24 protein-coding genes are annotated in these 24,335 nt (G+C 59.7%); 9 read left to right on the forward strand and 15 right to left on the reverse strand.

Annotated features, from left to right (window positions below; translation table 11 throughout):
* Positions 1-118 precede the first annotated feature (118 nt).
* The 6 genes from msrQ to L4G42_RS19885 form a co-directional block, all read right to left on the reverse strand.
* Positions 119-739 (reverse strand): protein-methionine-sulfoxide reductase heme-binding subunit MsrQ, encoded by a 621-nt coding sequence (gene msrQ, locus L4G42_RS19860; protein WP_237255081.1) that lies wholly within the window; start codon positions 737-739, stop codon positions 119-121.
* The gene (msrP, locus tag L4G42_RS19865) at positions 739-1,752 is read right to left on the reverse strand and encodes a protein-methionine-sulfoxide reductase catalytic subunit MsrP (protein WP_237255082.1); all 1,014 of its coding nucleotides are present in this window, start codon (positions 1,750-1,752) and stop codon (positions 739-741) included. The genes msrQ and msrP overlap by 1 nt, the downstream gene beginning before the upstream one ends.
* Before the next feature lie 71 nt (positions 1,753-1,823).
* Positions 1,824-2,672 (reverse strand): CDP-diacylglycerol--serine O-phosphatidyltransferase, encoded by an 849-nt coding sequence (gene pssA, locus L4G42_RS19870; RefSeq protein ID WP_237259896.1) that lies wholly within the window; start codon positions 2,670-2,672, stop codon positions 1,824-1,826.
* A gap of 148 nt (positions 2,673-2,820) precedes the next feature.
* A complete protein-coding gene (ilvC, locus tag L4G42_RS19875; RefSeq protein ID WP_037018564.1) occupies positions 2,821-3,837 on the reverse strand; it encodes a ketol-acid reductoisomerase in 1,017 nt (338 codons plus the stop codon).
* Positions 3,838-3,883: 46 nt separating this feature from the next.
* Positions 3,884-4,375, reverse strand: a complete 492-nt coding sequence (ilvN, locus tag L4G42_RS19880; RefSeq protein ID WP_074892648.1) for an acetolactate synthase small subunit — start codon at positions 4,373-4,375, stop codon at positions 3,884-3,886.
* A gap of 2 nt (positions 4,376-4,377) precedes the next feature.
* A complete protein-coding gene (locus L4G42_RS19885) occupies positions 4,378-6,102 on the reverse strand; it encodes an acetolactate synthase 3 large subunit (RefSeq protein ID WP_237259895.1) in 1,725 nt (574 codons plus the stop codon).
* A gap of 411 nt (positions 6,103-6,513) precedes the next feature.
* On the opposite strand from L4G42_RS19885, the gene L4G42_RS19890 reads away from it, so the two are divergent.
* Positions 6,514-6,942 carry a DUF4124 domain-containing protein gene (locus L4G42_RS19890; protein WP_237259894.1) on the forward strand — a complete coding sequence of 143 codons (429 nt, stop codon included), beginning with the start codon at positions 6,514-6,516 and terminating at the stop codon, positions 6,940-6,942.
* Between the two features lie 3 nt (positions 6,943-6,945).
* Here the strand turns inward: L4G42_RS19890 and L4G42_RS19895 are convergent, their stop codons facing one another.
* From L4G42_RS19895 to mrcB, 3 genes are read right to left on the reverse strand one after another with little or no spacing between them, the layout of a single operon-like run.
* The gene (locus L4G42_RS19895; protein WP_237255061.1) at positions 6,946-7,275 is read right to left on the reverse strand and encodes a YqcC family protein; all 330 of its coding nucleotides are present in this window, start codon (positions 7,273-7,275) and stop codon (positions 6,946-6,948) included.
* The gene (locus tag L4G42_RS19900; RefSeq protein ID WP_237259893.1) at positions 7,268-8,023 is read right to left on the reverse strand and encodes a tetratricopeptide repeat protein; all 756 of its coding nucleotides are present in this window, start codon (positions 8,021-8,023) and stop codon (positions 7,268-7,270) included. Before L4G42_RS19900 ends, L4G42_RS19895 begins: the two co-directional genes overlap by 8 nt.
* A 16-nt stretch (positions 8,024-8,039) precedes the next feature.
* Positions 8,040-10,361, reverse strand: coding sequence for a penicillin-binding protein 1B (gene mrcB, locus L4G42_RS19905; RefSeq protein ID WP_237261138.1), 2,322 nt, complete (start codon positions 10,359-10,361; stop codon positions 8,040-8,042).
* 133 nt (positions 10,362-10,494) lie between these two features.
* Here mrcB and L4G42_RS19910 point away from each other — a divergent pair, with 133 nt between their 5' ends.
* The 3 genes from L4G42_RS19910 (at position 10,495) to L4G42_RS19920 (ending at position 12,996) form a co-directional block, all read left to right on the forward strand.
* Positions 10,495-12,030 (forward strand): AAA family ATPase, encoded by a 1,536-nt coding sequence (locus L4G42_RS19910; RefSeq protein WP_237259891.1) that lies wholly within the window; start codon positions 10,495-10,497, stop codon positions 12,028-12,030.
* Positions 12,031-12,131: 101 nt separating this feature from the next.
* Positions 12,132-12,476 (forward strand): pentapeptide repeat-containing protein, encoded by a 345-nt coding sequence (locus L4G42_RS19915; RefSeq protein WP_237259890.1) that lies wholly within the window; start codon positions 12,132-12,134, stop codon positions 12,474-12,476.
* Positions 12,477-12,717: 241 nt separating this feature from the next.
* Positions 12,718-12,996, forward strand: coding sequence for a TfoX/Sxy family protein (locus L4G42_RS19920; protein ID WP_237259889.1), 279 nt, complete (start codon positions 12,718-12,720; stop codon positions 12,994-12,996).
* 190 nt (positions 12,997-13,186) lie between these two features.
* Here the strand turns inward: L4G42_RS19920 and deoC are convergent, their stop codons facing one another.
* The 4 genes from deoC to L4G42_RS19940 all read right to left on the reverse strand — a co-directional run bounded on the left by deoC (position 13,187) and on the right by L4G42_RS19940 (position 16,846).
* A complete protein-coding gene (deoC, locus tag L4G42_RS19925) occupies positions 13,187-13,963 on the reverse strand; it encodes a deoxyribose-phosphate aldolase (RefSeq protein ID WP_237261140.1) in 777 nt (258 codons plus the stop codon).
* A gap of 191 nt (positions 13,964-14,154) precedes the next feature.
* The gene (locus L4G42_RS19930) at positions 14,155-14,922 is read right to left on the reverse strand and encodes a heme ABC transporter ATP-binding protein (protein ID WP_237259887.1); all 768 of its coding nucleotides are present in this window, start codon (positions 14,920-14,922) and stop codon (positions 14,155-14,157) included.
* Positions 14,922-15,905 carry a FecCD family ABC transporter permease gene (locus L4G42_RS19935; RefSeq protein ID WP_237259900.1) on the reverse strand — a complete coding sequence of 328 codons (984 nt, stop codon included), beginning with the start codon at positions 15,903-15,905 and terminating at the stop codon, positions 14,922-14,924. The genes L4G42_RS19930 and L4G42_RS19935 overlap by 1 nt, the downstream gene beginning before the upstream one ends.
* A 50-nt stretch (positions 15,906-15,955) precedes the next feature.
* Positions 15,956-16,846, reverse strand: coding sequence for a heme/hemin ABC transporter substrate-binding protein (locus tag L4G42_RS19940; protein WP_237259886.1), 891 nt, complete (start codon positions 16,844-16,846; stop codon positions 15,956-15,958).
* Between the two features lie 169 nt (positions 16,847-17,015).
* Here L4G42_RS19940 and L4G42_RS19945 point away from each other — a divergent pair, with 169 nt between their 5' ends.
* A complete protein-coding gene (locus L4G42_RS19945) occupies positions 17,016-17,345 on the forward strand; it encodes a Rieske (2Fe-2S) protein (protein ID WP_237259899.1) in 330 nt (109 codons plus the stop codon).
* On the opposite strand, the gene sfsA is transcribed toward L4G42_RS19945, so the two are convergent.
* Both sfsA and L4G42_RS19955 read right to left on the reverse strand, forming a co-directional pair.
* Positions 17,323-18,066 carry a DNA/RNA nuclease SfsA gene (sfsA, locus tag L4G42_RS19950; RefSeq protein WP_237259885.1) on the reverse strand — a complete coding sequence of 248 codons (744 nt, stop codon included), beginning with the start codon at positions 18,064-18,066 and terminating at the stop codon, positions 17,323-17,325. The two genes, L4G42_RS19945 and sfsA, sit on opposite strands and share 23 nt — an antisense overlap.
* Positions 18,066-19,238 (reverse strand): pyridoxal phosphate-dependent aminotransferase, encoded by a 1,173-nt coding sequence (locus tag L4G42_RS19955; protein WP_237261142.1) that lies wholly within the window; start codon positions 19,236-19,238, stop codon positions 18,066-18,068. The genes sfsA and L4G42_RS19955 overlap by 1 nt, the downstream gene beginning before the upstream one ends.
* Before the next feature lie 350 nt (positions 19,239-19,588).
* Between L4G42_RS19955 and dksA the strand changes: the two genes are divergently transcribed.
* The 4 genes from dksA to L4G42_RS19975 all read left to right on the forward strand — a co-directional run bounded on the left by dksA (position 19,589) and on the right by L4G42_RS19975 (position 24,335).
* On the forward strand, positions 19,589-20,032 hold the full coding sequence (gene dksA, locus L4G42_RS19960) for an RNA polymerase-binding protein DksA (protein WP_237259883.1): 444 nt from the start codon (positions 19,589-19,591) through the stop codon (positions 20,030-20,032).
* 179 nt (positions 20,033-20,211) lie between these two features.
* Positions 20,212-21,099, forward strand: coding sequence for a tRNA glutamyl-Q(34) synthetase GluQRS (gene gluQRS, locus L4G42_RS19965; protein ID WP_237259882.1), 888 nt, complete (start codon positions 20,212-20,214; stop codon positions 21,097-21,099).
* 121 nt (positions 21,100-21,220) lie between these two features.
* Positions 21,221-21,397, forward strand: a complete 177-nt coding sequence (locus tag L4G42_RS19970) for a hypothetical protein (RefSeq protein WP_002552060.1) — start codon at positions 21,221-21,223, stop codon at positions 21,395-21,397.
* A complete protein-coding gene (locus tag L4G42_RS19975) occupies positions 21,381-24,335 on the forward strand; it encodes a sensor histidine kinase (protein WP_237259881.1) in 2,955 nt (984 codons plus the stop codon). The genes L4G42_RS19970 and L4G42_RS19975 overlap by 17 nt, the downstream gene beginning before the upstream one ends.

Raw genomic sequence — 24,335 nt, forward strand, 5'->3', positions numbered from 1 at the left:
TAAGCATTCCTCGCTGCTTACTTCGTCCAAACCTTTGATTATCAAGGAGTTTTCCGTTTCGTCTGCGCCGGAAGTGGGGCGAATTATAGACAGATCCAGAGGGGCGTCAAGCACTTATTTAAACTTTAGTGGCAACGTGGCTGCTCTTGACCTTGCGACGCTGAATACGCCCAGCAATTACGGGAATCCTAAGTACTAGAAGCAACACGCCGATGGTTGCATATATAGCCCACTCCTTCAGATCAGCTCGCACAATCCACAGCATATGCAGCAACCCCAGCCCGAGAATCAGGTAACTGAGCCGATGCAGTTTCTTCCAGCGCACGCCCAAACGGCGCTGGCTATAGCGATTGGACGTGACCGCCAGCGACAACAGACCCAGAAACCCCAGCGCACCGACAATAATGTAGGGCCGCTTGACCAGCTCCTCGCCCAATTGCGCCCAGTCGAACCCCAGGATAAAGAAGCCATACCCCAACAGGTGCAGCGACACATAAGTAAAACACCACAGCCCCAGCTGCCGGCGGACCGAGATCCAGCCGGGCCAGCCTGTCGTGCGCTGCAATGGGGTCATGGCCAGCGTGATCAAAAGCAGGGTCAATGTTCCAAGACCCAAGCGATCAACAAGCACTTTCCCGGGATCAGGTCCCAAAGCAAAAATCCACGCCTGGTAGAGCCAATACATGGGGACTAAAGCTGCCGCGATGAACACCGACACTCGCCAGTAAATGAAGCGCATCAATAGTTTTTCCGTAGATCCAGGCCCGCATAAAGGGAAGCAACCTGTTCCCCATACCCGTTGAACATCTCGGTCTGGCGAATATTCGGGCTGAACAGCCCGCTAGGCAGACGTCGCTCGTGCGCCTGGGTCCAGCGTGGGTGGTCAACCGTCGGGTTCACATTGGCATAAAAACCGTACTCGCTCGCCGCAATGCTTTGCCAAGTGGTCTTCGGCTGCTCGCTTGTCAGGCTGATGCGCACGATGGACTTCACGCTTTTAAACCCGTATTTCCAAGGCACCACCAGACGCAGCGGTGCGCCGTTCTGATTGGGCAGCTCCCGTCCATACATACCCACCGCCAGAATCGCGAGCGGGTTCATCGCCTCATCCAGGCGCAGCCCCTCTACGTAAGGCCAGTCGATCAACGCAAAGCCAGAGCGCTGGCCCGGCATGGTCTTCGGGTCCTGCAGCGTTTCGAAGCGGATGTATTTGGCGTTCGCCGTCGGTTCAACCTGCTTGAGCAGCTCGGAGATCGGGAAACCCAGCCACGGAATCACCATCGACCACGCCTCTACGCAGCGCAGGCGATAGATACGCTCCTCCAACTGATAAGGCTTCATGAAGTCTTCGAGTGCGTAGCGACCAGGCTTGGCCACCTCCCCGTCGATGACTACGGTCCAAGGCTCAGTTTTCAAGGAGCCTGCGTTTTGCGCTGGATCGCCCTTGTCCGTGCCGAACTCGTAGAAGTTGTTGTAGTGGGTCGCATCCTTGAACGGCGTGATCGTCTCGTCCTTGACGGTAACGGCCTGCCACTTCGTCGTAGGCAATTTGCCTTTGAACCAGTCAGGCGCAGCGCCGGCTTCGACGTCAGCGTAGCGGGAGGCTTCGTCTGCTTGCCCCCAACGGGGCATCGCACTGACGGCGAGCCCTGCAAGTGAACTGCCGAGCAATGCGCGACGGGAAAGATAAAGGGATTCAGGCGTGACATCCGACTCTTTGGAATCGGATGTGGAGGGGATCTTGATCAGCATGATGACTCCGCAGTTATAGAGAACTGAAGCATCTATAGCTGCGGAGTATGCGGGAAATGCAGGACGACTAACTACCTCTGACGACGCAGACGCAGCAGGTACTGGATGGGACCAGACGCTGCGTAGCCGAGGAAAATCAGCAACAGAATGCGCGGCGGATCACTGAACACCACGGCGAACACCAAAACAACGGCCAGAATCGCAACAAACGGCACGCGCCCCTTCAGATCCAGCTCTTTGAAGCTGTTGTACTTGATGTTGCTGACCATCAGCATCCCGGCAGCAGCAACCAATAGCGCGACGAGGAACGACAATTTCGACCCCTGGATGCCGTAATCGCTGAAGGCCCAGACCGTGCCCGCGACAACGCCAGCAGCAGCAGGACTTGCCAGGCCAATAAAGTAACGCTTGTCCGCCTTGCCCACCTGAGTGTTGAAGCGGGCCAGACGCAACGCTGCGCCCGCGACATAGATGAAGGCGACCATCCAGCCGACCTTGCCCATGTCACCCAGCGCCCAGCCAAACGCCAACAACGCCGGCGCCACGCCGAAAGCGACCATGTCGGACAGCGAGTCATACTCTGCGCCGAATGCGCTCTGGGTGTTGGTCATGCGCGCGACGCGGCCATCAAGACCGTCCAGCACCATGGCAACAAAGATAGCGATGGCGGAGAACGCAAAGTATTTGCTCGCGCTCAGCTGGTCACCCGCGCTCAGAGCGCTCTGGGCACTCATGGCGCTGATGATTGCGTAGAAGCCGGCGAACAGATTCGCGGTGGTGAACAGATTGGGCAGCAGGTAGATGCCGCGATGGCGCACCTTGCGCCCCTCGTCGTCATGACCCTCTTCAATGTGTTCATCAATCGGTAGCAGGCTTTCGGCGTCAGAAGCCTTGTTCGGCTCTTCGGGACGTTCGCTCATGGACAATACCTTGCAGCTGAAGAATTTCGACAAATGCTTGCGACCGGTCGGCCGTCAAACGATGCAGCTTTATACCAGATGAGCCCCCATAACGAAAAAACGCGACCCGAGGGCCGCGTTTTTTCATGCAAGAACCGGATCTGTGATCTTAGTTCTTGGCTTGGTCGACGATCTTGTTCTTCGCGATCCAAGGCATCATCGAGCGCAGTTGCTCACCGATGATTTCCAGGCCGTGCGCCTTGTTGTTACGACGCTTGGCGGTCATCGAAGGGTAGCCGCTGGCGCCCTCGGCGATGAACATCTTGGCGTACTCGCCGTCCTGAATGCGCTTCAGAGCGTTGCGCATGGCCTGACGGGATTCGGCGTTGATGACTTCCGGACCGGTCACGTACTCGCCGTATTCGGCGTTGTTGGAGATTGAGTAGTTCATGTTGGCGATACCGCCTTCGTACATGAGATCAACGATCAGCTTCAGTTCGTGCAGGCACTCGAAGTAGGCCATTTCCGGGGCGTAGCCGGCTTCAACCAGAGTTTCGAAACCGGCTTTGACCAGTTCAACTGTACCGCCACACAGAACCGCTTGTTCGCCGAACAGGTCAGTTTCGGTCTCGTCCTTGAACGTGGTTTCGATGATGCCGGTACGGCCGCCGCCAACACCCGAAGCGTAGGACAGAGCGACGTTCTTGGCGTTGCCCGAGGCGTCCTGGTAAACGGCGATCAGGTCAGGGATGCCACCGCCTTTGACGAACTCGGTGCGCACGGTGTGGCCCGGTGCTTTTGGCGCGATCATGATCACGTCGAGGTCGGCACGAGGAACAACCTGGTTGTAGTGAATCGCGAAGCCGTGGGAGAAGGCCAGTGTTGCGCCCTTCTTGATGTTCGGCTCGATTTCGTTCTTGTACAGCTGGGACTGGAATTCGTCCGGGGTCAGGATCATGACCAGGTCTGCAGCGGCGACGGCGGAAGCAACGTCAGTCACTTTCAGGCCGTGAGCTTCAGCTTTGGCGACAGTAGCCGAACCCTTGCGCAGGCCAACGGTGACATCAACGCCGGAGTCTTTCAGGTTGCACGCTTGAGCGTGGCCCTGAGAACCGTAACCGATGATGGCAACTTTTTTGCCCTGGATGATCGAAAGGTCGCAGTCTTTGTCGTAATAAACTTTCATGAAATTCCCCTGATAACTTGGCCGCAAGGCCATTTGCAAAATTAGGTTAGATGCTCAGCACTTTGTCGCCGCGTGCAATTCCCGTGACGCCGCTTCGTACGGTTTCCAGAATGGCAGTGGTGCCAATCGCCTGGATGAAGCTGTCCAGCTTGTCGCTTGTCCCGGTCAACTGCACGGTATAGACGCTACTGGAGACGTCGACGATCTGGCCGCGGAAAATGTCGGTGGTACGCTTGATCTCGGCACGCTGTGCGCCAGTGGCTTTCACCTTGATCAACATCAGCTCGCGCTCGATGTGGGCGCTCTCCGATAGATCGACCAGCTTGACCACCTCGATCAGCTTGTTGAGGTTCTTGGTGATTTGCTCGATCACTTCATCATGGCCAACGGTGGTCAGCGTCAGACGCGAGAGAGTCGGGTCCTCGGTTGGCGCCACCGTCAGGCTTTCGATGTTGTAGTTGCGCTGCGAAAACAGGCCGACCACACGAGACAGCGCGCCCGGTTCGTTTTCCAGCAATAGCGAAATGATGTGGCGCATGGTTATGTCCGCTCCGTCTTGCTCAGCCACATGTCACGCATGGACCCGTCTCTGATCTGCATCGGATAGACGTGCTCGCCGACGTCAACCTGGATGTCGAGGAACACCAGACGATCCTTCATGGCGAACGCTTCCTCCATCTTCGGCTTCAAGTCCTTCAGATCGGTGATGCGCATGCCGACATGCCCGTAAGCCTCGACCAGCTTCACAAAGTCAGGCAGCGACTCCATGTAGGAGTGCGAGTGACGGCCGCTGTAGCTCATGTCCTGCCACTGACGGACCATGCCGAGCACGCCGTTGTTGAGCAGGATGATCTTCACCGGCAGGTTGTACTGCAGGCAGGTCGACAGTTCCTGAATGTTCATCTGAATGCTGCCTTCGCCAGTAACGCAGGCGACATTGTCATTCGGGAAGCTCAGCGCAACGCCCATCGCGGCAGGCAGGCCAAAGCCCATGGTGCCGAGACCGCCGGAGTTGATCCAGCGGTTGGGTTTGTTGAAGCGGTAGTACTGAGCCGCGAACATCTGATGCTGACCCACATCGGAGGTGACGTAGGCATCGCCTTTGGTCACTTCACACAGCGTTTCGATGACCGTCTGCGGCTTGATGACGCTTCCGTCCCCACGGTTGTACGGGAACAGGTCACCGCCGGCGCGCCACTCTTCGATCTGCTTCCACCACGTCGCGACCGAATCCTTATTAGGGGTTTCAGCAAGCTCTTTGAGGGTTGCAACCATTTCGGTCAGGACGCTTTCCACCGGACCGACGATAGGCACGTCCGCCTTGATGGTTTTGGAGATAGAAGCCGGGTCGATGTCGACGTGAATGATCTTGGCATTCGGGCAAAACTTGGCCGGGCCGTTGATCACACGGTCGTCGAAACGTGCGCCAATCGCCAGAATCACATCGGCGTGGTGCATCGCGAGGTTGGCGGTGTAGCTGCCATGCATCCCCAGCATGCCGACGAACTGGCGATCAGTGCCAGGGTAGGCACCGAGCCCCATCAGCGTGTTGGTGACCGGAGCGTTCAATTGCTGCGCCAGTTCGGTCAGTTGCGCCGAGCCGTTGCCCATGATTACGCCGCCACCGGCATAGATGATCGGGCGCTTGGCCGCGACCAGCATTTCCACAGCCTTGCGGATCTGGCCTGAGTGGCCACGGACCGCCGGGCTGTAGGAACGCAGCTTGGCTTTCTTGGGGAAAATGTATTCGAACTTTTCAGCCGGGTTGGTCATGTCTTTCGGGATATCGACGACGACAGGACCAGGACGACCGGATTGAGCGAGGTAGAACGCTTTCTTCAGGACTTCCGGGATTTCCGACGGATGCTTGATCATGAAGCTGTGCTTCACGATTGGCCGGGAGATACCGATCATGTCGGTCTCTTGGAACGCATCGGTGCCGACCATGTTGCTCGGGACCTGACCGGACAGCACCACCATCGGAATCGAATCCATGTAGGCGGTCGCGATACCGGTGATGGCGTTGGTTGCGCCGGGACCCGAAGTCACCAGCACAACGCCTGCCTTGCCGGTGGCGCGGGCGTAACCGTCAGCCATGTGAGTCGCGGCCTGTTCGTGACGAACGAGGATGTGACTCACAGCCGGTTCTTTAAACAGCGCGTCGTATATATGCAGGAGGGCACCGCCAGGGTACCCGTAGATATGCTCAACGCCTTCGTCGCGCAAAAAGCGGACGACCATTTCAGCGCCAGATAAAAGCTCCACGTTGTTCACCTCTAAAACGCCAGAATACCGTCCACACAAGCGAGGAGACGGGTCTTAATAGGTTTACTGCAAAGCAGAGCATGAGCGACGGTGGTCGCCGACTACGTCAGCACTGACTGAGCAAGTATTGGGATCGCCCCTTTAAGTGTTTCGGGGTCTTCCCACCCAGCGCGAGGTAACGCGTTGCGGGTGTTACGGGTCGGCGCGGGTGTGCGCCTCATGATCTACCGAGACGGTCTGCTTCTGGCAGTCCCTCTACAGCGAACTTTGGATTGTTCGGATTCGCCCCTCTCAAGTCAAGTCATCGATGCGCTTTCTTCGTCCCCCACTCGTCAAAAGGCACCGAATGAGGTCGTTGCGCCACGCTTGTGATAGGTTTCCGGCCATTGCCACAGAAGTAAGGAACCGGGAATGCGCTGGATGATTCTTGCAGCGACGCTGACACTTGCCGTCGCCCCGGCGGTCGGCCAGGCCGCGCAGATATACAAATGGGTCGACGCTCAGGGTGTCACGCATTTCGACGCCCAGCCGCCTGCCGGGCAGACAGCACAAGAGATCGATACAGGGAAACCCGTCGCAGCCCCACCTGCCCCGCCGCCGCAGAATCAAGATGGCGTGCGGGAGCAGGAGGCGGTCGATGCCAAGGTCAGGAAGCAGGTCGCCGTTCAGGAAGCGAAGCGCAAAGAGGCGTGTGACGAACAGCGCACCAACCTTGCCCAATTGCAGAACAACCCGCGGGTGCGACAGGAAGTGAATGGCGAGTTCAGGCGGTTCACGGAAGAAGAGAGGCAGGCACGCATCGCCGAGGTCAAGAAATACCTCGACGACCAATGCAATTGAAGGTCAGACGGACTCAGTGATTAACCGGTCAAAGTCTTTCAGCAGCACCAGCAGGTGGCGCGCTTCGCGGATACGGCTGGCGTAAACCATCTCTGCCATTTCCAGGATGCCGGATGCCGTGGGCAACGGCAGATCCTGCTCAAGGATGATCTTCATGCGTGGCAGGAAGATCCATTGCAGCCACTGATCAAAATCCAGCGTGTCGACGCAGAAGGGTTCACGGCTGGACAGCGACTCATCGCTGGGCGGCACTTCCTTCCACCATCCCAGCACTCGCAATTCGCGCTCGATCAACAGCAACTGGTCGGCGATTTTCGGAAAGCGTTTATCCATTGGCTTTCTGCCGCGCAAGCGCTGCACCGGCTGCGTCACCCTGTTTTTCACGCGACTGGGCAATCAATCCCCAAAGACTGGCTTGAAGGCTGGCGCGACCGTTGGCGTAGGTCAGACCACGACGCGCCAGTTGCTCAGCCTGAGGCGCATCGCCCTGAGCCAGACGTACTTGCGCCAGACGGTAAAGGACCTGGGGCTCACGGGGAGCAACGCGTTGCGCTCGCTCAAGGCTGGACGCTGCGCCGTTGAGGTCACCACCGGATTGCTGTTGCTGAGCGGTGGTCAGCAACGCCAGCACCGGCCCATCCAGTTGCTCGTCTTCCGACAATCCGCCGCTGGACGCAGACGGAATGCCAGTCGGCGCCGACGCCGGCATGTTGTAGGTGTTACTGGTCGCTGGCGGCGGTGTGTATGTGTTGTTCACCGGGGCCTGATTAACCGGCGCCGTATTGATCGGTGCAGTGCTGATCGGAGCCGTGGCGGGAGGCACGAATGTGGAAATAGGCGCACCGCTGGCGTTGGCGCCGCCGGGCACCATGACCGTGACACCGGAATCTTCCTGAATTGTCTGCGACTGCGCTGGCGTCTGCACCGGCGCTCGGTAGGTATTGGTGCGTGTCGACGAAACGCGCTCGCCGTTTGAGACGCGTGACCCTGAATCCACCACCGGAATCGCACTGCGCGTCTGGGACGCGCAACCGTTGAGCAAAGCCAGAGCCGTTACAGCCGGAATCCACCACTTGTTCACGTCACATCCTCTTTGCTTAATTCAACCAGCCTTTAACCCAGTCCATTACCGAATCGGCAGGCGCTGCAGGCCCACCGCAGGTCGGGCCGGGTTGCGGCTCACTGCCGCGAATATACGGCATCTGCACGGCGTTCGGGCAGCTGGCATCGGTGCCTTCGCCAGTACTGGCATTGACCCAGGCCTGGACGACGTTGTCGGGCATCGCCATGTCCAGTGGCAGCGGATCGGCCTTCTTCATGAAGCTGGTCCAGATCTGCAATGCGCCGGTAGCCCCAGTGAACGGCGTCTTGCCGTTGTCGTCGCGGCCCATCCAGACGATCGCCAGCAAGTCCTGACTGAAGCCGGCAAACCAGCTGTCGCGCGAGTCATTGGTGGTGCCCGACTTGCCCGCCAGATTCAGCGTGCTCGGCAGCACGTTGTATACCGATTTACCCGTACCTTCGCGCATCACCCGCTGCATGGCGTTCTGCAGGAGATAGATCGAACCCGGGTCGAAGCGTTGCTGAATCTGGAACGGGTAGCGCTTGAGCGGCTCCCCTTCAGCGGTCAGTACGCTGCGAATCCCGCGCAATGGCGTATTGAAGCCGCCGCTGGCTATGGTCTGGTACATCGTCGCCACTTCGATCGGCGTCAGCGCACCAGCCCCCAGGAGCATCGACGGGAAGGCGGGCCACTCGCGGGTGACGCCCAGCTTGGTCAGGGTTTTGAAGACATTCGGTATGCCCAGATCCAGACCCAGCTTCGCGCTGGACAGGTTGTAGGAATGCGCCAGGCCCTGATACAGGAAAATATTGCCGTGGGCTTTGTGATCGTAGTTCTGCGGCTTCCAGATCTGGCCGTCGGCGCCTTTCACCTGGAAGGGTTCATCGGGTACCCAACTGGTCAGAGTGTATTGCTGCGGGCGTTCGAGGGCGGTGAGGTAGATGGCCGGCTTGACCAAGGACCCAATCGGCCGAACGGCATCCAGCGCCCGGTTGAAACCCGCGAAGCCTGCTTGTCGACTGCCTATCAGGGCCTGGACTTCGCCGGTTTCCGGATTGGTCACGACCATCGCCGTTTCCATCTCGTCCGCGCCTTTGCGGCCAGAAATTTTGGCGAAGCTTTCGCGCACGGCAGCCTCGGATTTCATCTGCAGAATCGGATCGAAACTGGTGAAGATCCGCAGGCCCTCTTCGGTCAAGTCTTCGTCGCGGTAGTCCTGACGCAGTTGGCGTTTGACCAGATCAAGGAAGTCCGGGAACGAGCTGTCGGCCAGCGACCCGACTTTGCTCACGCCCAGCGGCATTTTCTTCGCCGCCGCAACCACTTCCGGCGTCGCGACACCCTGTTGTTCGAGCAGATCGAGGACCAGATTGCGCCTTTCCAGCGCACGCTCCGGGTTGCGGCGCGGATTGTAATAGGAAGGCCCCTTGACCAGCCCGACCAGCAAGGCGACTTGGTGCAGCTTCAATTCCGAGAGCGGCTGGCTGAAGAAATACTGACTCGCCAGACCAAAACCGTGCACCGCACGCTGCCCGTCCTGCCCTACAAACACTTCGTTGAGGTAGGCCTCGAGAATCTCCTGCTTGCTGTAATGGATCTCCAGCAGAACAGCCATCATCGCTTCGGTCAGCTTGCGGGTGATGCTGCGCTCGTTGGTCAGGTAGAAGTTCTTGACCAGTTGCTGAGTCAACGTCGAGCCGCCCTGGCGCATCTGGCCGGCGGATGCGTTGATCCAGAAAGCGCGCACGATCCCCTTCGGTGATACACCGAAGTGATGGTAGAAATCCCGATCTTCGACGGTGACGAGGGTGTCGAGCAAATAAGGCGGCGCCTGATCGAGCTTGATCAGAATCCGGTCTTCGAGATTCTTCGGGTACAAGCCGCCGATCATCAGAGGCTCAAGCCGCGCGACCGCGAGCTTGGCGCCATTGGCGGCGGTCAGTTCCGCAACGTAATCGCCGGAGAAGCGCACATGAATCTGCTGTGCCGGATCAGCGCCCTCATAGAACTGGAAGCCGCGGGTGTTGAGATCGACATTGTTGCCGTTGACCGCAGCAGCGCCCGGCCCGTTGGCCACGCCTTCGCGGCGATAGCCCAGCGCATCGAGCTCCAGAAGGAAGTCATCACGTGAAAGCTTCTGGCCGACGAACAGCTCCAGTGGCCGTGCATAGACCTTGGCCGGAATCGTCCAGCGCTTGCCGGAGAATTTTTCCTGGACGATGGAATCCAGGTAAACGGCGAAGCAGCCAAGGATCACCAGCCCGACAAGACTGAGTTTCAGGGCCCAGCCCAACAGGCTGCGCAGGCGGCTGTTGGTGGGTTTGGGGGATTTTTTCGGGGTGCGGGATCGGGTCATGGCGGCGGATTATACGCACTTTCAAAGCCCCCGACAGACCACCCTTTAAGCGGTTTGCAGCAATGTCTCCAGCGGCCATAATGGCCGCCTTTCGCTACTTCTCTATCGACTTATCACCTTTCAAGGATCGTCCGTGAGCCAGACATTGATCGCCGCGCTGCAAAACCCCGCCCTGTTTCCTCACCCGGTCGAACAGTTTCAGGTCATCGAGACGCATATTTCCTGGGTGCTGCTCACCGGCCCGTACGTCTACAAGATGAAGAAGCCGGTCAATTTCGGTTTTCTGGACTTCACCAGCCTGCCGGCGCGCCAGCATTTCTGTGAGCAAGAGCTGATGCTGAACCAGCGCCTGACGGACGATCTGTACCTGGAAGTGTTGCCGGTCACCGGCAGCATCGAGGCTCCGCAGCTGAATGGTGAAGGCGAAGCGATCGAGTACGTGCTGAAAATGCGCCAGTTCCCGCAGGACGGATTGCTCAGCACTTTGCAAGCCAAAGGCGAACTGACCACCGCGCACATCGATGACATGGCCCGGCAGATCGCCGAGTTTCATCTCAAGTCGCCTAAAGTGCCGATGGAAAACCCACTCGGCAGCGCCGACAGCGTTATGGCGCCGGTCACGCAGAATTTTGAGCAGATTCTGCCCTTCCTCAGCGAAAAGTCTGACCTCATTCAGCTGGAAGCGCTGGAAGCCTGGGCCAACACCAGTTTCGAGCGCCTCAAGCCTCTGATGAACCAGCGCAAGATGGACGGCTTTGTTCGCGAATGCCATGGCGACATCCACTTGGGCAACGCCACGCTGATCGATGGCAAGGTCGTGATTTTCGACTGCATCGAATTCAACGAGCCCTTCCGCATGACAGACGTCTATGCGGACATCGGCTTCCTGGCCATGGACCTTGAGGATCGCGGCCTGAAAAGCCTTTCCCGCCGGTTCGTCAGTCAGTACCTGGAGCTGACCGGCGACTACGCAGGCCTGCAACTGCTCAATTTCTACAAAGCCTACCGCGCACTGGTCCGTGCCAAAGTGGCGCTGTTCAGCCTGAATGCCGACGCCGACCAGGTGCAGCGCGCCGCGACACTGCGCCAGTATCGCAACTACGCCAATCTGGCCGAGAGCTACAGCGCGATCCCTTCCAACTTTCTGGCCATCACTCACGGCGTTTCAGCGGTCGGCAAAAGTCAGGTTGCGATGCGGCTGGTGGAAGCGCTGGGGGCGATCCGTCTGCGTTCAGATGTCGAGCGCAAGCGTGTATTTGCCAACCATGAAGATCTGTATTCCGCCGACTTCAGCGCTGCTACTTATCAGCGCCTGAACGAGCTGGCGGGTGTCGTGCTCCGCGCAGGCTTGCCGGTGGTCATCGATGCAACCTATTTGAAGCTGCCACAGCGTCAGGCGACTGCGCAGATTGCCGAGGCGATGGGGGTGCCGTTTCTGATCGTTGACTGCGCCGCGCCAAAGGCGGTTATCGAGGGTTGGCTGGCCCAGCGTCAGACGCAAAATCAGGACCCTTCCGACGCAACCATGGAAGTCATTGAAGCGCAGCTGGCCAGTCGCGAGGCGCTGACCGCTGATGAAATATTGCGCAGCCGGCACGTCGAGACCAACGTCAGCGGCGATCTGGACAAGCTGGTTGCCGACATTCGTCAGCATCTGCCGGGGCTCTGATACCCCGTGTCACCAGTGGTCGAGTCGTGAAGGATATCGCTTCACGGCTCGATACTAGTGGCATTATAGTGGCGTCAGAATTCCAACAAAGGAGACGTCAAATGAACCAGCCCAAGCACCTTGACTCGCCCCTGTTCGCGCTACTGCGAAAGGACGACGTCGCCGCCTTCAACCTTGAGCGGCCCAAGCAGGGCCCTGTTGATCTTTCGGGTGGGGATTTTCGTGGTCTCGACCTGCGTGAGCTCAATGCCGAAGAGGTCGATTTCAGCGACGCCTACTTCAGATCCGCGGACCTGCGTGGCGTTGACTTCCGGACAACCAAGCTCGAGGGTGCAAGCATCGCCCACGCGCAGATATCCGGGGCGTACTTCCCGCCAGAGCTGAGTGCTGACGAAATCCTCATGTCGGTCAATTTCGGTACGCGCCTGCGTTATCGCACCCGCTAACGTCATCGCAACCGCCAAACCTCGCTCCATACTCGCCCCGCATGCGCAGCCGTGCCGGGCACGCGCTCGCCTTCCCTCCTCATCCAACCCCTACCGTTCGGCGGCGTGCGCCGCATTCTAATGACATTCCTGATCAGACTGATTCGAGGTCGTCTACGCTCAAGGGCAAGGCTCGCCTTTTCACTTTGTGTCGAGTCCACGGAGAAGTTATTTAATGGAATGACAGGATGGGGCTGCAATCATGGACGATGAGCTACTGGGCATGAAGAATTTAGGGAAAACCTCGGTTCAATGGCTTCACGCTGCCGGTATTCACACTATCGCTGACCTGCGCCGCCTTGGCGCAATCCAGGCCTACCGGGCCGTTCAGGTCAGGGGCTTCCGAGCATCCAAAGCGCTGCTGTATTCACTGGAAGGCGCGTTGTCGAATCGCCCTTGGAGCGAGCTGCCCCAAGAGCACAAAGACTATTTGGACATCGAATTGAAGAACGCCAGCCCCGGGGCAATCGGGGAACGATGAGCTCGCACAGCAAAATAGTCTGCAGAACCTTGTTGACTTACAAATGAGAATCACTATGATTATCAGATCCGGTCGCGAGACTGGCCGATAACCTGAAAGGCTCCTTGGTTCGGACTCTCAGATTATCTCCTCATCAGGCTAATCACGGTTTTTGACCCGGCTCTTTGCCGGGTCTTTTTTTGCCTGCGATTTAAGCGCCTACGCCCAAGTGGACCAATAGATCATCCAGCAGACTGGTCGCCCCGAGCCGCAGTCTCCCCTGCTCAAGCCAGCGTGGGCCGAATCGTGCCTTGACCAGATCCATGTGAACCCGCGCTTCATCGAGCGTCCGCACATTTCCGGAAACGTTGATGCCCACGTGCGCGCCTGACTCAGCGATGGCCGCAATCAAAATCCGACTGGCCTGCGGGGTCGCGTTGAGGATCTGTTTCCCCGTGCTGGTTTTCAGAAAGTTGGCGCCCTCCTGAATCGCCGCACAACTTGCGCCGTGAATGACCTGCGGATCACGCAGCACGCCGGTTTCCAGCGTAACGGTCAATGCTGCCCGACCGCACCTGGCTTTGCAGGCATTGATGATGTCCGCGCCAATCTGCCTGTCCCCGCCAAGCAAAGCGTGAAAGGGATAGACCAGATCGATTTCGTCGGCACCCGCGAGGATCGCCGCCTGGGTTTCCGACTCGACGGAGCTGACAGAAGGCGAACCGCTTGGAAAATTGACCGCGGCCACGACTTTGATCTCCCGCGCATGAAGGCTGTCGAGCGTGCGCCGCGCCAGTCCTGCGAATCTGGGCATTACGCAGACGGCGGCAACATACCCCACAGGTGTCAGGGCTCGATGACACAACGCAATAATCTTTTCCGGCGTGTCGTCGGTGTTCAACGAAGCCAATTCCATCAGGCCAATAGCCAGTTGCGCCAGTGACTCGTCGACCTCATACACGTCAATTGCTTTATTTATGTCGTTCATTACACACCCTCAATGCCTTTGCTTGAGGCGACGATAATCGAGAACGGCTGTGCCTGAACGGCCACAAAGACGCAAAAGAGCTGGCCTACATGATTACAAGAATTGTCCGAAGGACGTTGCCCGCACGAGCATCGGAAATGGGGCGGGTACACCGATAAAGGCAGCTGATGCCGGTCGATACGGAGCCCACTTCAGCGAGCGATCACCAGCGGATGCCCACGCTCGGGATGGGGCTGCACCAGAACATCCAGACCGAACACCGACTTCAGCGCTTCAGGTGTCAGCACTTGCTGTGGTGTACCGGATAGATGTGCGCGCCCTTGATCCAGCAGCAACAGGCGATCGCAATAACGGGCGGCCAAGTTCAAGTCATGCAGGATTACCATCACCGCGCCGCCACGGTCGGCGAATGCGCGAACGGCCAACAGCGTGGTGTGCTGATGCAGCGGGTCGAGCGCCGAGGTTGGCTCGTCCAGCAACAAAATCTGACCGTCCTCGCCTGGCCACACCTGAGCCAGCACCCGCGCCAGATGAACCCGCTGACGCTCGCCTCCCGACAGCGTCAGATAGCTGCGGCCCAGCAGGTGCAGCGCATCGGCGGCCTTAAGGGCGTGCTGGGTGATTTCATCGTCACGTTGCTGACCGCTGTCATGAGGCAAGCGGCCCATCGCAACCACTTCCTCGACCTTGAACGCGAAACTCAATGTCGAACTCTGCGGCAGTACGGCCAGCCGCCGCGCACGCTCGGGGCCACACCATTGATTGAGGGGAATGTCGTCCAGCAACACCGGGCCGTGGGTCGGGGCAAGCTCGCCGCACAGGGCAGCCATCAGCGTACTTTTCCCGGCACCGTTGGGGCCCAGCACGCCAAGCATCTGACCGGGCGCCAATGCCAAGTCGATGTTGACGACCACCTGTTTGCCATCACGCATGATGCCCAGGTCATTGGCGATCAACATCAGCTACGCCCTCGAACCAGCAGGAAAAGGAAAAACGGCGCACCAATGAACACGGTGACAATCCCGATCGGCAGCTCCGCCGGCGCCATCACCAGTCGGGCGAAGATATCTGCCAAGAGCAGTAGCGTAGCGCCTGCCAGCGCCGATGCGGGAAGAACAACGCGGTGGTCCGGCCCGGTCAGCAGTCGCACCAGGTGCGGCACGATCAGCCCAATGAAGCCGATTAGCCCCGCCGCCGCAACGGCGGCCCCCACACCAAGGGCGATGCACAGAATCAGCTCGCGCTTGAGGCGTTCGACCTCAATGCCCAGATGGCGCGCCTCCGATTCTCCAAGCAGCAGCGCATTGAGCGCCGTGGCTCGGCGCGGCAACCATATGATCACCGCTGCGCAAACCAGCAAAAGAGGCCAGAGCCGGGCATAACTGGCACCGTTGAGTGTGCCCAGGTTCCAGAACGTCAGCGTCCGCAGGCTCGCGTCATTGGCCAGATACGTGAACAGCCCGATGATCGAGCCGGCCAGCGCAGTCATCGCCACACCCGCCAGCAGCATGGTGCTGACGCTGGTTCGGCCATCGCGGCGCCCGAGCCGATAAACGATCGCCGTGACCCCAAGCCCACCGGCAAAAGCGCAGATTGAAAGCAGATACGGCTGGAAAGGCTCAGGTAAACCGCCCAGCGATGCTCCGGCGACAATGGCCACGGCTGCCCCCAACGCCGCGCCACTGGAAACCCCGACCAGACCGGGATCAGCGAGGGGGTTGCGAAACAAACCCTGCATCGCCACGCCGGACAACGCCAGCACTGCACCTACAGCCAGTCCAAGCAACGTACGGGGCAGGCGGATCTGGCCCACGATCAGTTCCGCCTGCTGCAAGTCGTCCTCCGCCACGGGCACGCCCACCAGATGAAGAACCGCGCGCAAGGTGTCCATCATCGGCAGACTGACAGGCCCGAGCGCGAGGGACAGCCATATCGCCAGCAACCAGGCTAAGCCCAGCGCGATGAACAGCGTTTTCGGGGCGAGATCAGGCTTCATTGAGCGTTCGAGACCCTGGCGCTGAGGGGTGCGGCGTCAGGATAGAACGCGTCTGCCAGTGACCTGACTGCGTCCGGCAATCGAGGCCCAAGACCGCCCACCAGTAACGTCGGATCAATCTCGACCACGCGGTTATCCCGGACGGCCCTGGTTGCCCCGAGCAGCGGGTTCTCACGCAGCAATGCGTCGCGGGCCTGAACGCCGTTTTGAGCCCGATCGCTGACAACCAGCACTTCAGGATTCAGCCCGCTCATTGCCTCGATGGAAAACACTTTGTATCCGTCATGGGTGGCCAGGTTGAGGCCGCCCGCCTGGGTGATCAACCAGTCGCCGACAGTACCCGCGCCAGCCACCATCGGCGCGCTGCCCGCATGGCTGACCAGCAACAGAACACCCGGCGCGGCACGCTTCAGTTGTGTCACTCGCTGATGCTCCGTCGCGAGCCGCTGCATGTATTGGTCGCTCAACTGACGCGCCTCGCCGTCCTTGCCCAATAACGCGCCGAGCCTTTCAAGATTGGCCCGCAGCGCAGGCAGCTCCGCACTGGCAGACATCACCTCGACCTGCACGCCCGCTGTTCGCAGTTGCTGGATGACCGGCGGCGGGCCCATTTCTTCGGTGCCGATCAGAATCTTCGGACGCAATGTGAGAATGCCCTCCGCCGACAATTGCCGTTGGTAACCGATGCCCGGCAGCAATTTGACCGACGGCGGGTGCTGGCTCGTGCTGTCCACGCCTACCAGACGGGAATGTCCGCCCAGAGCGACGATCCATTCCGTCAAGGCGCCGCCGGCACTGACCCAGCGTTGCGGCTCGGGTGAAGCGGCCGCTAGATGGGTGATAAACAGCCCTGCCACGATCGCGATCAGTTGGGAAGTGAAGCGCATAAAGGGTGCGTCCTCTATAAATGAAAGCGCAGTCGATCATCTCAAGGCGCGACCGGATGGATTTCGTTCATCGACTGACGGGTTTGACTGCTGGCAGAATGCGCAGCCTGCTACGGTCAGGCATTTGATAATTATTTGCATTTGAGCGTCAAGCGCCAAGGAGACCACGCTGAAATACCTGTGCGACAGCGCTGCGCTGATTGAAGGCAAAAGCCTCGGGTTCGACGTTGATGAGCTCAAGATTCTGGCCGTGCGGCGAGCGGGTCAGGTTTACGCGTACGCCAATCGGTGCCCCCATCGCGGGGTCGCGCTGGAATGGCGGGCTGATGAGTTTCTCGATGCCAGCGCCAGTCTGATCCAGTGTGCCACTCACGGTGCACTTTTCCTCATTGAGAGCGGCGAGTGTGTAGCGGGCCCCTGCGAGGGTAAGTCCCTGAGGGCTATCGACTGCGGCGAAGACGCTCAGGGCATCTGGATCAGCCCAGTGGTACCGGACTGAGCGGGCGCGCTTCCGTGAGGTGAATCTCAAGACGCCGATCAATGCGCACTTCGTCAGCGGTGAGCTCCACGCCATAGGCGAGGACTTCAACCCCCGCCGCAGCTGCCTCTTGCAACGCGGCGGCATAGGCAGCGTCGATTTCGGCGGCGGGCCGCACGGCATCGATGCCTGTCAGGTTCACGCAATACAGCAACACCGCGCGCACCCCCTCCCGGGCCAAGGCCGCCAATTCACGCAGGTGCTTCGCGCCGCGCTGAGTGACCGCGTCGGGAAACGCAGCCACACGGCTTTCATCAAAGCCCAAAGTCACGCTTTTGACTTCCAGATACAGCGGGCCATCGGGGTAATCCAGACGGAAGTCGACGCGGCTGTTTTCCTGACCGTAGGCGACTTCGCGCTTGAGCGTCGTAAACCCTGCCAATTCCGTGATCACGCCGGCCAGAATTGCTTCTTCCACCAGCCTGTTAGCGCGCGCGGTGTTGACGCAGGCGAGCCGGCCCTGTGGTGTTTCGGTGATTTCCCAAGTGCCCGGCAGCTTGCGCTTGGGGTCATTGGACCTGCTGAACCAGACGCGGCCACCCGGCATCATGCAATTGAACATGGAGCCCGTGTTGGGGCAGTGAATCGTCAGCCGCTCGCCGCTGGCCGTCTCGATATCCGCGAGGAAGCGCTTGTAGCGCTGAATCAGCCGGCCTTCTTCAAGTGCAGGAGAGAAACGCATCAGCCTTGCCAGCTCCGCAGGCCACGGCCTATTCGCTCGACCGCTTCCTGAAGCCGAGGCAGGCTTTGGGTGTAGGCGAAGCGCACATGATGGCCGGCGCGGTACCGACCGAAGTCCAGCCCGGGTGTGAAAGCGACGTGCTCGGTTTCAAGAAAGTGATGGCAGAACGCGAACGCGTCACCGCCGAACGCGCTGATGTCTGCGTATAAATAGAAGGCGCCCTCCGGCTCCACGGCAATGTTAAAGCCCAGTTCGCGCAGCGCCGGAAGCAGGAAGTCGCGACGGCGGGCAAACTCGGCACGACGTTGTTCGAGGATCTCCAGGGTCTGCGGCTCGAAACAGGCAAGCGCCGCGCTTTGCGCCATGCTCGGCGCGCTGATGTAGAGATTCTGCGCCAGCTTTTCCAGATCACCGACCGCCGCCTCGGGGGCAACCAGCCAACCGAGTCGCCAACCGGTCATGCCGAAATACTTGGAAAAACTATTCAGCACGAAGGCGTCGTTATCGACTTCCAGCACGCTGCTCGCGTCAGTGCCGTAGGTCAGACCGTGATAGATCTCGTCAACCACGAGGTGACCATCCCGTGCCTTGAGCGACGCCGAAAGCGCGGCAAGCTCGTCGCGGTGCAGCAACGTCCCGGTCGGATTAGCCGGAGAAGCCACCAGCGCACCGACGCTGTCCTCGTTCCAGTGTTGAGCAACCAGATCGGCCGTCAGTTGATAACGCACGTCCGGCCCCACGGGCACCAACTGCGCGGCGCCCTCCACCAGACGCAGAAAATGCCGGTTGCACGGGTAACCCGGATCGGCCAGTAACCAGTGTTTGCCGGGATCGACCAGCAGACTCGCCGCCAGCAGCAACGCGCCCGAACCGCCCGGCGTGATCAGAATTCTGCCCGCATCGACGTTCACGCCGTAACGCTGTGCGTAAAAGCCCGAGATGGCCTCGCGCAGTTCCGGCAGACCACGGGCCGCCGTGTAACGGGTCTTGCCAGCGGCCAACGCCGCCTGACCGGCCTTGATGATCGGCTCGGCCGTGGTGAAGTCCGGCTCGCCGATCTCCAGGTGGATAACGTCATGCCCCGCCGCTTGCAGTTCATTCGCCCGCGCCAGCAGCGCCATGACATGAAAGGGTTCTATGGCGCGGCTGCGCGCACTGTAAGGCTGTGGCATGGGCCTTCCTTTGGTGAGGGGTGGCGAGTTAAGTCGCCGATTCTACTCATGCATCCGAGCGGGCTACAGCGTTTATCCGCCTGGGCAGCAGCGGCATACAGCCGACAGTCCAGAAAACACGGGGCTCACGCCGCAGGCACTAAACTGAGCGCACTGCAAAATAGATAAAACCGGGCGCTCAGGCTGTGGTCATAGTCCACGTGCGTACTGCAGGCCATCCTCGACAACCGGGAGTAGCGCGCTCCGATTCGATCTGGTAAGTTCGCCCGCTTGCAGCCGCAGGGCCGGCAGGTGTCGGCGATGGATCTTAACCTGTGTAATGGCTTAGAAGAGTGAGAGGCGGTCCGTTCATGCCCACCGAAGAAAAGCAAAAGAGCACCCCGGCAATCAGCGGTTTCGAACCCTACGTAGCGACGAAGGGCGAGGAATACATGGGCGACCCCATGCGCAAGCACTTCACCAAAATCCTGTCCAAGTGGAAACAGGATCTGATGGTAGAAGTTGACCGCACGGTTGTTCACATGAAGGACGAGGCGGCTAACTTCCCTGACCCTGCTGACCGTGCAAGTCAGGAAGAAGAATTCGCGCTGGAGCTGCGCGCACGTGATCGCGAGCGCAAGTTGATCAAGAAGATCGACAAGACGCTGCAGCTGATTCAGGACAAGGAATACGGCTGGTGCGAATCGTGCGGCGTCGAGATCGGTATCAAGCGCCTTGAAGCCCGTCCAACGGCAGACATGTGCGTTGACTGCAAGAGCCTCGCTGAAATCAAGGAAAAACAGGTCGGTAAATGATCCTGTTGATCCAGTAGAAAAGGACGCCTCGGCGTCCTTTTTTTGTTTCCCTGCACTGATCGACCCAACAAGCAAGGGTGCGGGCTGGAAAGCGCCATACGAGTGCGTCGCGTTTTCCCACACGACGCAACAGGTCGTCCGGTATTTCGTACGTTTTATTTCCAGTACCATCAGCGCCCATGAAAACCCCTTCTTATACAGGGCGCTTTGCGCCGACCCCCAGCGGCTATTTGCACTTCGGCTCTCTGGTCGCAGCCTTGGCCTCTTATCTCGACGCCCGTTCGGTCGGCGGAAAATGGCTGATGCGCATGGAAGATCTCGACCCTCCCCGCGAGGTTCCGGGTGCCCAGGAGGGAATACTCCAGACGCTCGAAGCTTACGGATTCGAATGGGACGGCGAACTGGTGAGGCAAAGCGACCGGCATGAGGCTTACCAGGCGATCATCCATCGGTGGTTCAGCCACGGGCTCGCTTACGCGTGTACCTGTTCGCGCAAGCAACTGGAGGGCTACAACGGCGTTTACCCGGGTTTTTGCCGGAATGCGGGGCACTCTCCCGAGGATGCGGCCATCCGGATTCGGGTGCCTGAGCTGGAATACCGCTTCGAAGACCGGGTGCAGGGCGAGTTTCGTCAACATCTGGGGCGCGACGCGGGCGATTTCATCATTCGTCGACGGGACGGCTTTTACGCCTACCAGTTGGCGGTTGTCCTCGATGACGGCTGGCAGGGCGTGACCGACATCGTTCGTGGTGCTGATCTGCTCGACTCCACGCCACGTCAGCTGTACCTGCAAGAGCTGCTGGGGCTGCCGCAACCGCGCTATCTTCATGTGCCGCTGATCACCCAACCCGACGGCCATAAACTGGGTAAATCCTACCGTTCGCCGCCGCTGCCGCCCGATCAGGCCACGCCGTTGCTGCTCCGGGGGTTACGTGCCCTGGGGCAAAAGACGCCGGGTGGACTGGACAACGCGACGCCCCGAGAGGTGCTGGATTGGGGCATTGCGCACTGGGATGCCAATTCGATACCCCGCCTCGGCGCTATTGAGGAAGCTCGAATAGACTGAGCTCGCGCGGCCGATTCATATTCGGGCAGCACAAAGCTGGCGGAAACGTCGCTTGCAGCCCTATCGCCATCCGTTACCATGCCGCTCCGTCATCTTCTGGTCAGTCAACCTGGGAGGCCAAATGTACATCTATCGATTGGTCCTGCTGCTGGTGGTGGGCATCTATCTGTTTTCCCCGGCCATCATGGACTGGTGGATCGACGCCACGGGCGCCTGGTACAGGCCTTACATGCTGTGGCTGATCCTGATCGTAGTGACCTTCATTCTGCAGAGCCAACGAGATGCCGATGAGCTTTAGCCTGACCCAGATGATTCTGGTCAGTGCCGCCTACCTGACGGTGCTGTTCGGCGTTGCCTGGATCAGTGAACGCGGCCTGATCCCGCGTTGGATCATTCGTCACCCGTTGACGTACACGCTGTCACTTGGCGTCTACGCCAGCGCGTGGGCGTTTTATGGCACGGTGGGGCTGGCTTACGAATACGGCTACGGCTTTCTGTCGAGTTATCTCGGCGTCTCCGGCGCTTTCCTGCTCGCCCCCGTCCTGCTTTACCCCATTCTCAAAATCACCCGTACCTACCAGCTCTCGTCACTGGCCGATCTGTTCGCGTTCCGCTTTCGCAGCACCTGGGCGGGCGCACTGACGACCATCTTTATGCTGATCGGCGTCTTGCCGTTGCTGGCCCTGCAGATCCAGGCCGTGGCTGACTCCATCGGCATTCTCACCCGGGAACCTGTACGCAACTACGTGGCCTTCGCCTTCTGCGCGCTGATCACACTGTTCACCATCTTCTTCGGCTCGCGTCATATCGCCACGCGGGAAAAACACGAAGGGCTGGTGTTCGCCATCGCCTTCGAGTCGGTCATCAAGCTTGTGGCCATCGGCGGCATCGGTCTGTATGCGCTGTACGGCGTGTTCGACGGGCCGCAGAGCCTTGAACAATGGCTGCTGCAAAACCAGAGCGCACTGGCGGCGTTGCACACGCCACTGCAGGAAGGCCCATGGCGGACGCTGCTGCTGGTGTTCTTCGCCTCGGCCATCGTGATGCCGCACATGTATCACATGACCTTCACCGAAAACCTGAATCCGCGCTCGCTGGTCAGCGCCAGCTGGGGTCTGCCACTGTTTCTGCTGCTGATGAGTCTGGCGGTACCACTGGTGCTGTGGGCCGGCTTGAAACTGGGCGCCACCACCAGCCCTGAATATTTTACTCTGGGTATTGGCATTGCAGCGCACAGCAAGACCCTGGCCTTGCTCGGCTATATCGGCGGGCTTTCTGCGGCGAGCGGGCTGATCATCGTCACCACGCTGGCGCTGTCCGGCATGGCGTTGAACCATCTGGTGCTGCCGCTTTACCAGCCGCCTGCCGAAGGCAATATCTATCGCTGGCTGAAGTGGACCCGGCGGGGCCTGATTGTCGCGATCATCATGGCCGGCTTTGGCTTCTATCTGTTGCTCGGCGCCAAGCAGAATCTGGCAAATCTGGGCATCGTCGCGTTCGTAGCAACGTTGCAATTTCTGCCCGGGGTGCTGTCGGTGCTGTACTGGCCGGCCGCCAACCGCCGCGGTTTCATGGCCGGGCTGATCGCCGGCATCGCGGTCTGGACCGTCAGCATGTTGCTGCCGCTGATCGGCGACTTCCAGGGGTTTTACATCCCGCTGCTGAACATGATTTACGTGCTGGATGACACCAGCTGGCACATGGCAGCGATCGCTTCCCTGGCGGCCAACGTGCTGGTGTTCACCCTGATTTCGCTGTTCAGCAATCCCAGTCCCGAAGAAGCGAGTGCGGCCGAGGCCTGCGCGGTGGACAACGTTCGCCGCCCACAGCGTCGCGAGCTGCACGCGGCCTCCCCCCAGGAGTTCGCCACTCAACTGGCCAAACCTCTGGGTGCGAAAGCTGCGCAGAAGGAAGTCGAACAGGCGCTGCGGGATCTTTATCTGCCGTTCGACGAGCGCAGGCCTTATGCGCTGCGGCGTTTGCGCGACCGTATCGAAGCCAACCTCTCCGGGCTGATGGGGCCAAGTGTTGCGCAGGACATGGTCGAAACCTTCCTGCCGTACAAGTCCGGCAGCGAGAACTACGTCACCGAAGACATCCACTTCATCGAAAGCCGCCTCGAGGATTACCACTCCCGCCTCACCGGCCTGGCTGCCGAGCTCGACGCCCTGCGCCGTTATCACCGGCAGACCTTGCAAGAGCTGCCGATGGGTGTGTGCTCCCTGGCCAAGGATCAAGAGATCCTGATGTGGAACAAGGCCATGGAAGAGCTGACCGGCATCGGCGCTCAGCGCGTCGTCGGGTCGCGGCTCGAGACCATCGTCGATCCCTGGAAGCAGCTGCTGCTGGGTTTCATCAATGTCCCTGACGAGCACTTGCACAAGCAGCGTCTGGGCCTCGACGGTCAGACTCGCTGGCTCAACCTGCACAAGGCCGCCATCGATGAGCCGCTCGCGCCGGGTAACAGCGGGCTGGTGATTCTGGTTGAAGACCTGACCGACACCCAGATGCTTGAAGACAAGCTGGTGCACTCCGAGCGGCTTGCGAGCATTGGCCGACTGGCTGCCGGCGTTGCCCACGAAATCGGCAACCCGATCACTGGTATTGCCTGCCTGGCGCAGAACCTGCGCGAAGAACGCGAAGAAGACAGCGAGCTGACGGAAATCAGTAGCCAGATCATCGAGCAGACCAAGCGCGTTTCCCGCATCGTGCAGTCACTGATGAGCTTCGCCCACGCCGGCGGACATCAACACGCCGACGAACCCGTATGCCTGGCAGAGGTGGCGCAGGATGCCATTGGTCTGCTGGCGCTGAACCGGCGCAATTTCGAAGTGCAGTTCTATAACCTGTGCAACCCGAACCACTGGGTGGACGGCGATCCACAGCGGCTCGCACAGGTGTTGATCAATCTGCTCTCCAACGCCCGCGACGCATCGCCCGCCGGCAGTGCGGTGCGGGTGAAAAGTGAGGCCTCCGAACACACGGTCGATCTGATCGTCGAAGACGAAGGCAGTGGCATTCCGAAAGCCATCATGGACCGCTTGTTCGAACCTTTCTTCACCACTAAGGATCCGGGCGAAGGAACAGGACTGGGGCTCGCGCTGGTCTATTCCATCGTTGAAGAGCATTATGGACAAATCACCATCGACAGCCCGGCTGACCCCGAGCACCAACGCGGAACCCGGATTCGGGTGACCCTACCGCGACATGTCGAAGCGACGTCCGCCGTGAACTGA

It is taken from the genome of Pseudomonas petrae (assembly GCF_021728295.1).
Taxonomy (GTDB): Bacteria; Pseudomonadota; Gammaproteobacteria; order Pseudomonadales; family Pseudomonadaceae; genus Aquipseudomonas; species Aquipseudomonas petrae.

Coding starts and splice junctions, on each gene's coding strand:
- msrQ (WP_237255081.1), bottom strand. CDS start 739: ATGCGCTTCATTTACTGGCGAGTGTCGGTGTTCATCGCGGCAGCTTTA.
- msrP (WP_237255082.1), bottom strand. CDS start 1,752: ATGCTGATCAAGATCCCCTCCACATCCGATTCCAAAGAGTCGGATGTC.
- pssA (WP_237259896.1), bottom strand. CDS start 2,672: ATGAGCGAACGTCCCGAAGAGCCGAACAAGGCTTCTGACGCCGAAAGC.
- ilvC (WP_037018564.1), bottom strand. CDS start 3,837: ATGAAAGTTTATTACGACAAAGACTGCGACCTTTCGATCATCCAGGGC.
- ilvN (WP_074892648.1), bottom strand. CDS start 4,375: ATGCGCCACATCATTTCGCTATTGCTGGAAAACGAACCGGGCGCGCTG.
- L4G42_RS19890 (WP_237259894.1), top strand. CDS start 6,514: ATGCGCTGGATGATTCTTGCAGCGACGCTGACACTTGCCGTCGCCCCG.
- L4G42_RS19895 (WP_237255061.1), bottom strand. CDS start 7,275: ATGGATAAACGCTTTCCGAAAATCGCCGACCAGTTGCTGTTGATCGAG.
- mrcB (WP_237261138.1), bottom strand. CDS start 10,361: ATGACCCGATCCCGCACCCCGAAAAAATCCCCCAAACCCACCAACAGC.
- L4G42_RS19915 (WP_237259890.1), top strand. CDS start 12,132: ATGAACCAGCCCAAGCACCTTGACTCGCCCCTGTTCGCGCTACTGCGA.
- L4G42_RS19920 (WP_237259889.1), top strand. CDS start 12,718: ATGGACGATGAGCTACTGGGCATGAAGAATTTAGGGAAAACCTCGGTT.
- deoC (WP_237261140.1), bottom strand. CDS start 13,963: ATGAACGACATAAATAAAGCAATTGACGTGTATGAGGTCGACGAGTCA.
- L4G42_RS19930 (WP_237259887.1), bottom strand. CDS start 14,922: ATGTTGATCGCCAATGACCTGGGCATCATGCGTGATGGCAAACAGGTG.
- L4G42_RS19940 (WP_237259886.1), bottom strand. CDS start 16,846: ATGCGCTTCACTTCCCAACTGATCGCGATCGTGGCAGGGCTGTTTATC.
- sfsA (WP_237259885.1), bottom strand. CDS start 18,066: ATGCGTTTCTCTCCTGCACTTGAAGAAGGCCGGCTGATTCAGCGCTAC.
- L4G42_RS19955 (WP_237261142.1), bottom strand. CDS start 19,238: ATGCCACAGCCTTACAGTGCGCGCAGCCGCGCCATAGAACCCTTTCAT.
- dksA (WP_237259883.1), top strand. CDS start 19,589: ATGCCCACCGAAGAAAAGCAAAAGAGCACCCCGGCAATCAGCGGTTTC.
- gluQRS (WP_237259882.1), top strand. CDS start 20,212: ATGAAAACCCCTTCTTATACAGGGCGCTTTGCGCCGACCCCCAGCGGC.
- L4G42_RS19970 (WP_002552060.1), top strand. CDS start 21,221: ATGTACATCTATCGATTGGTCCTGCTGCTGGTGGTGGGCATCTATCTG.
- L4G42_RS19975 (WP_237259881.1), top strand. CDS start 21,381: ATGCCGATGAGCTTTAGCCTGACCCAGATGATTCTGGTCAGTGCCGCC.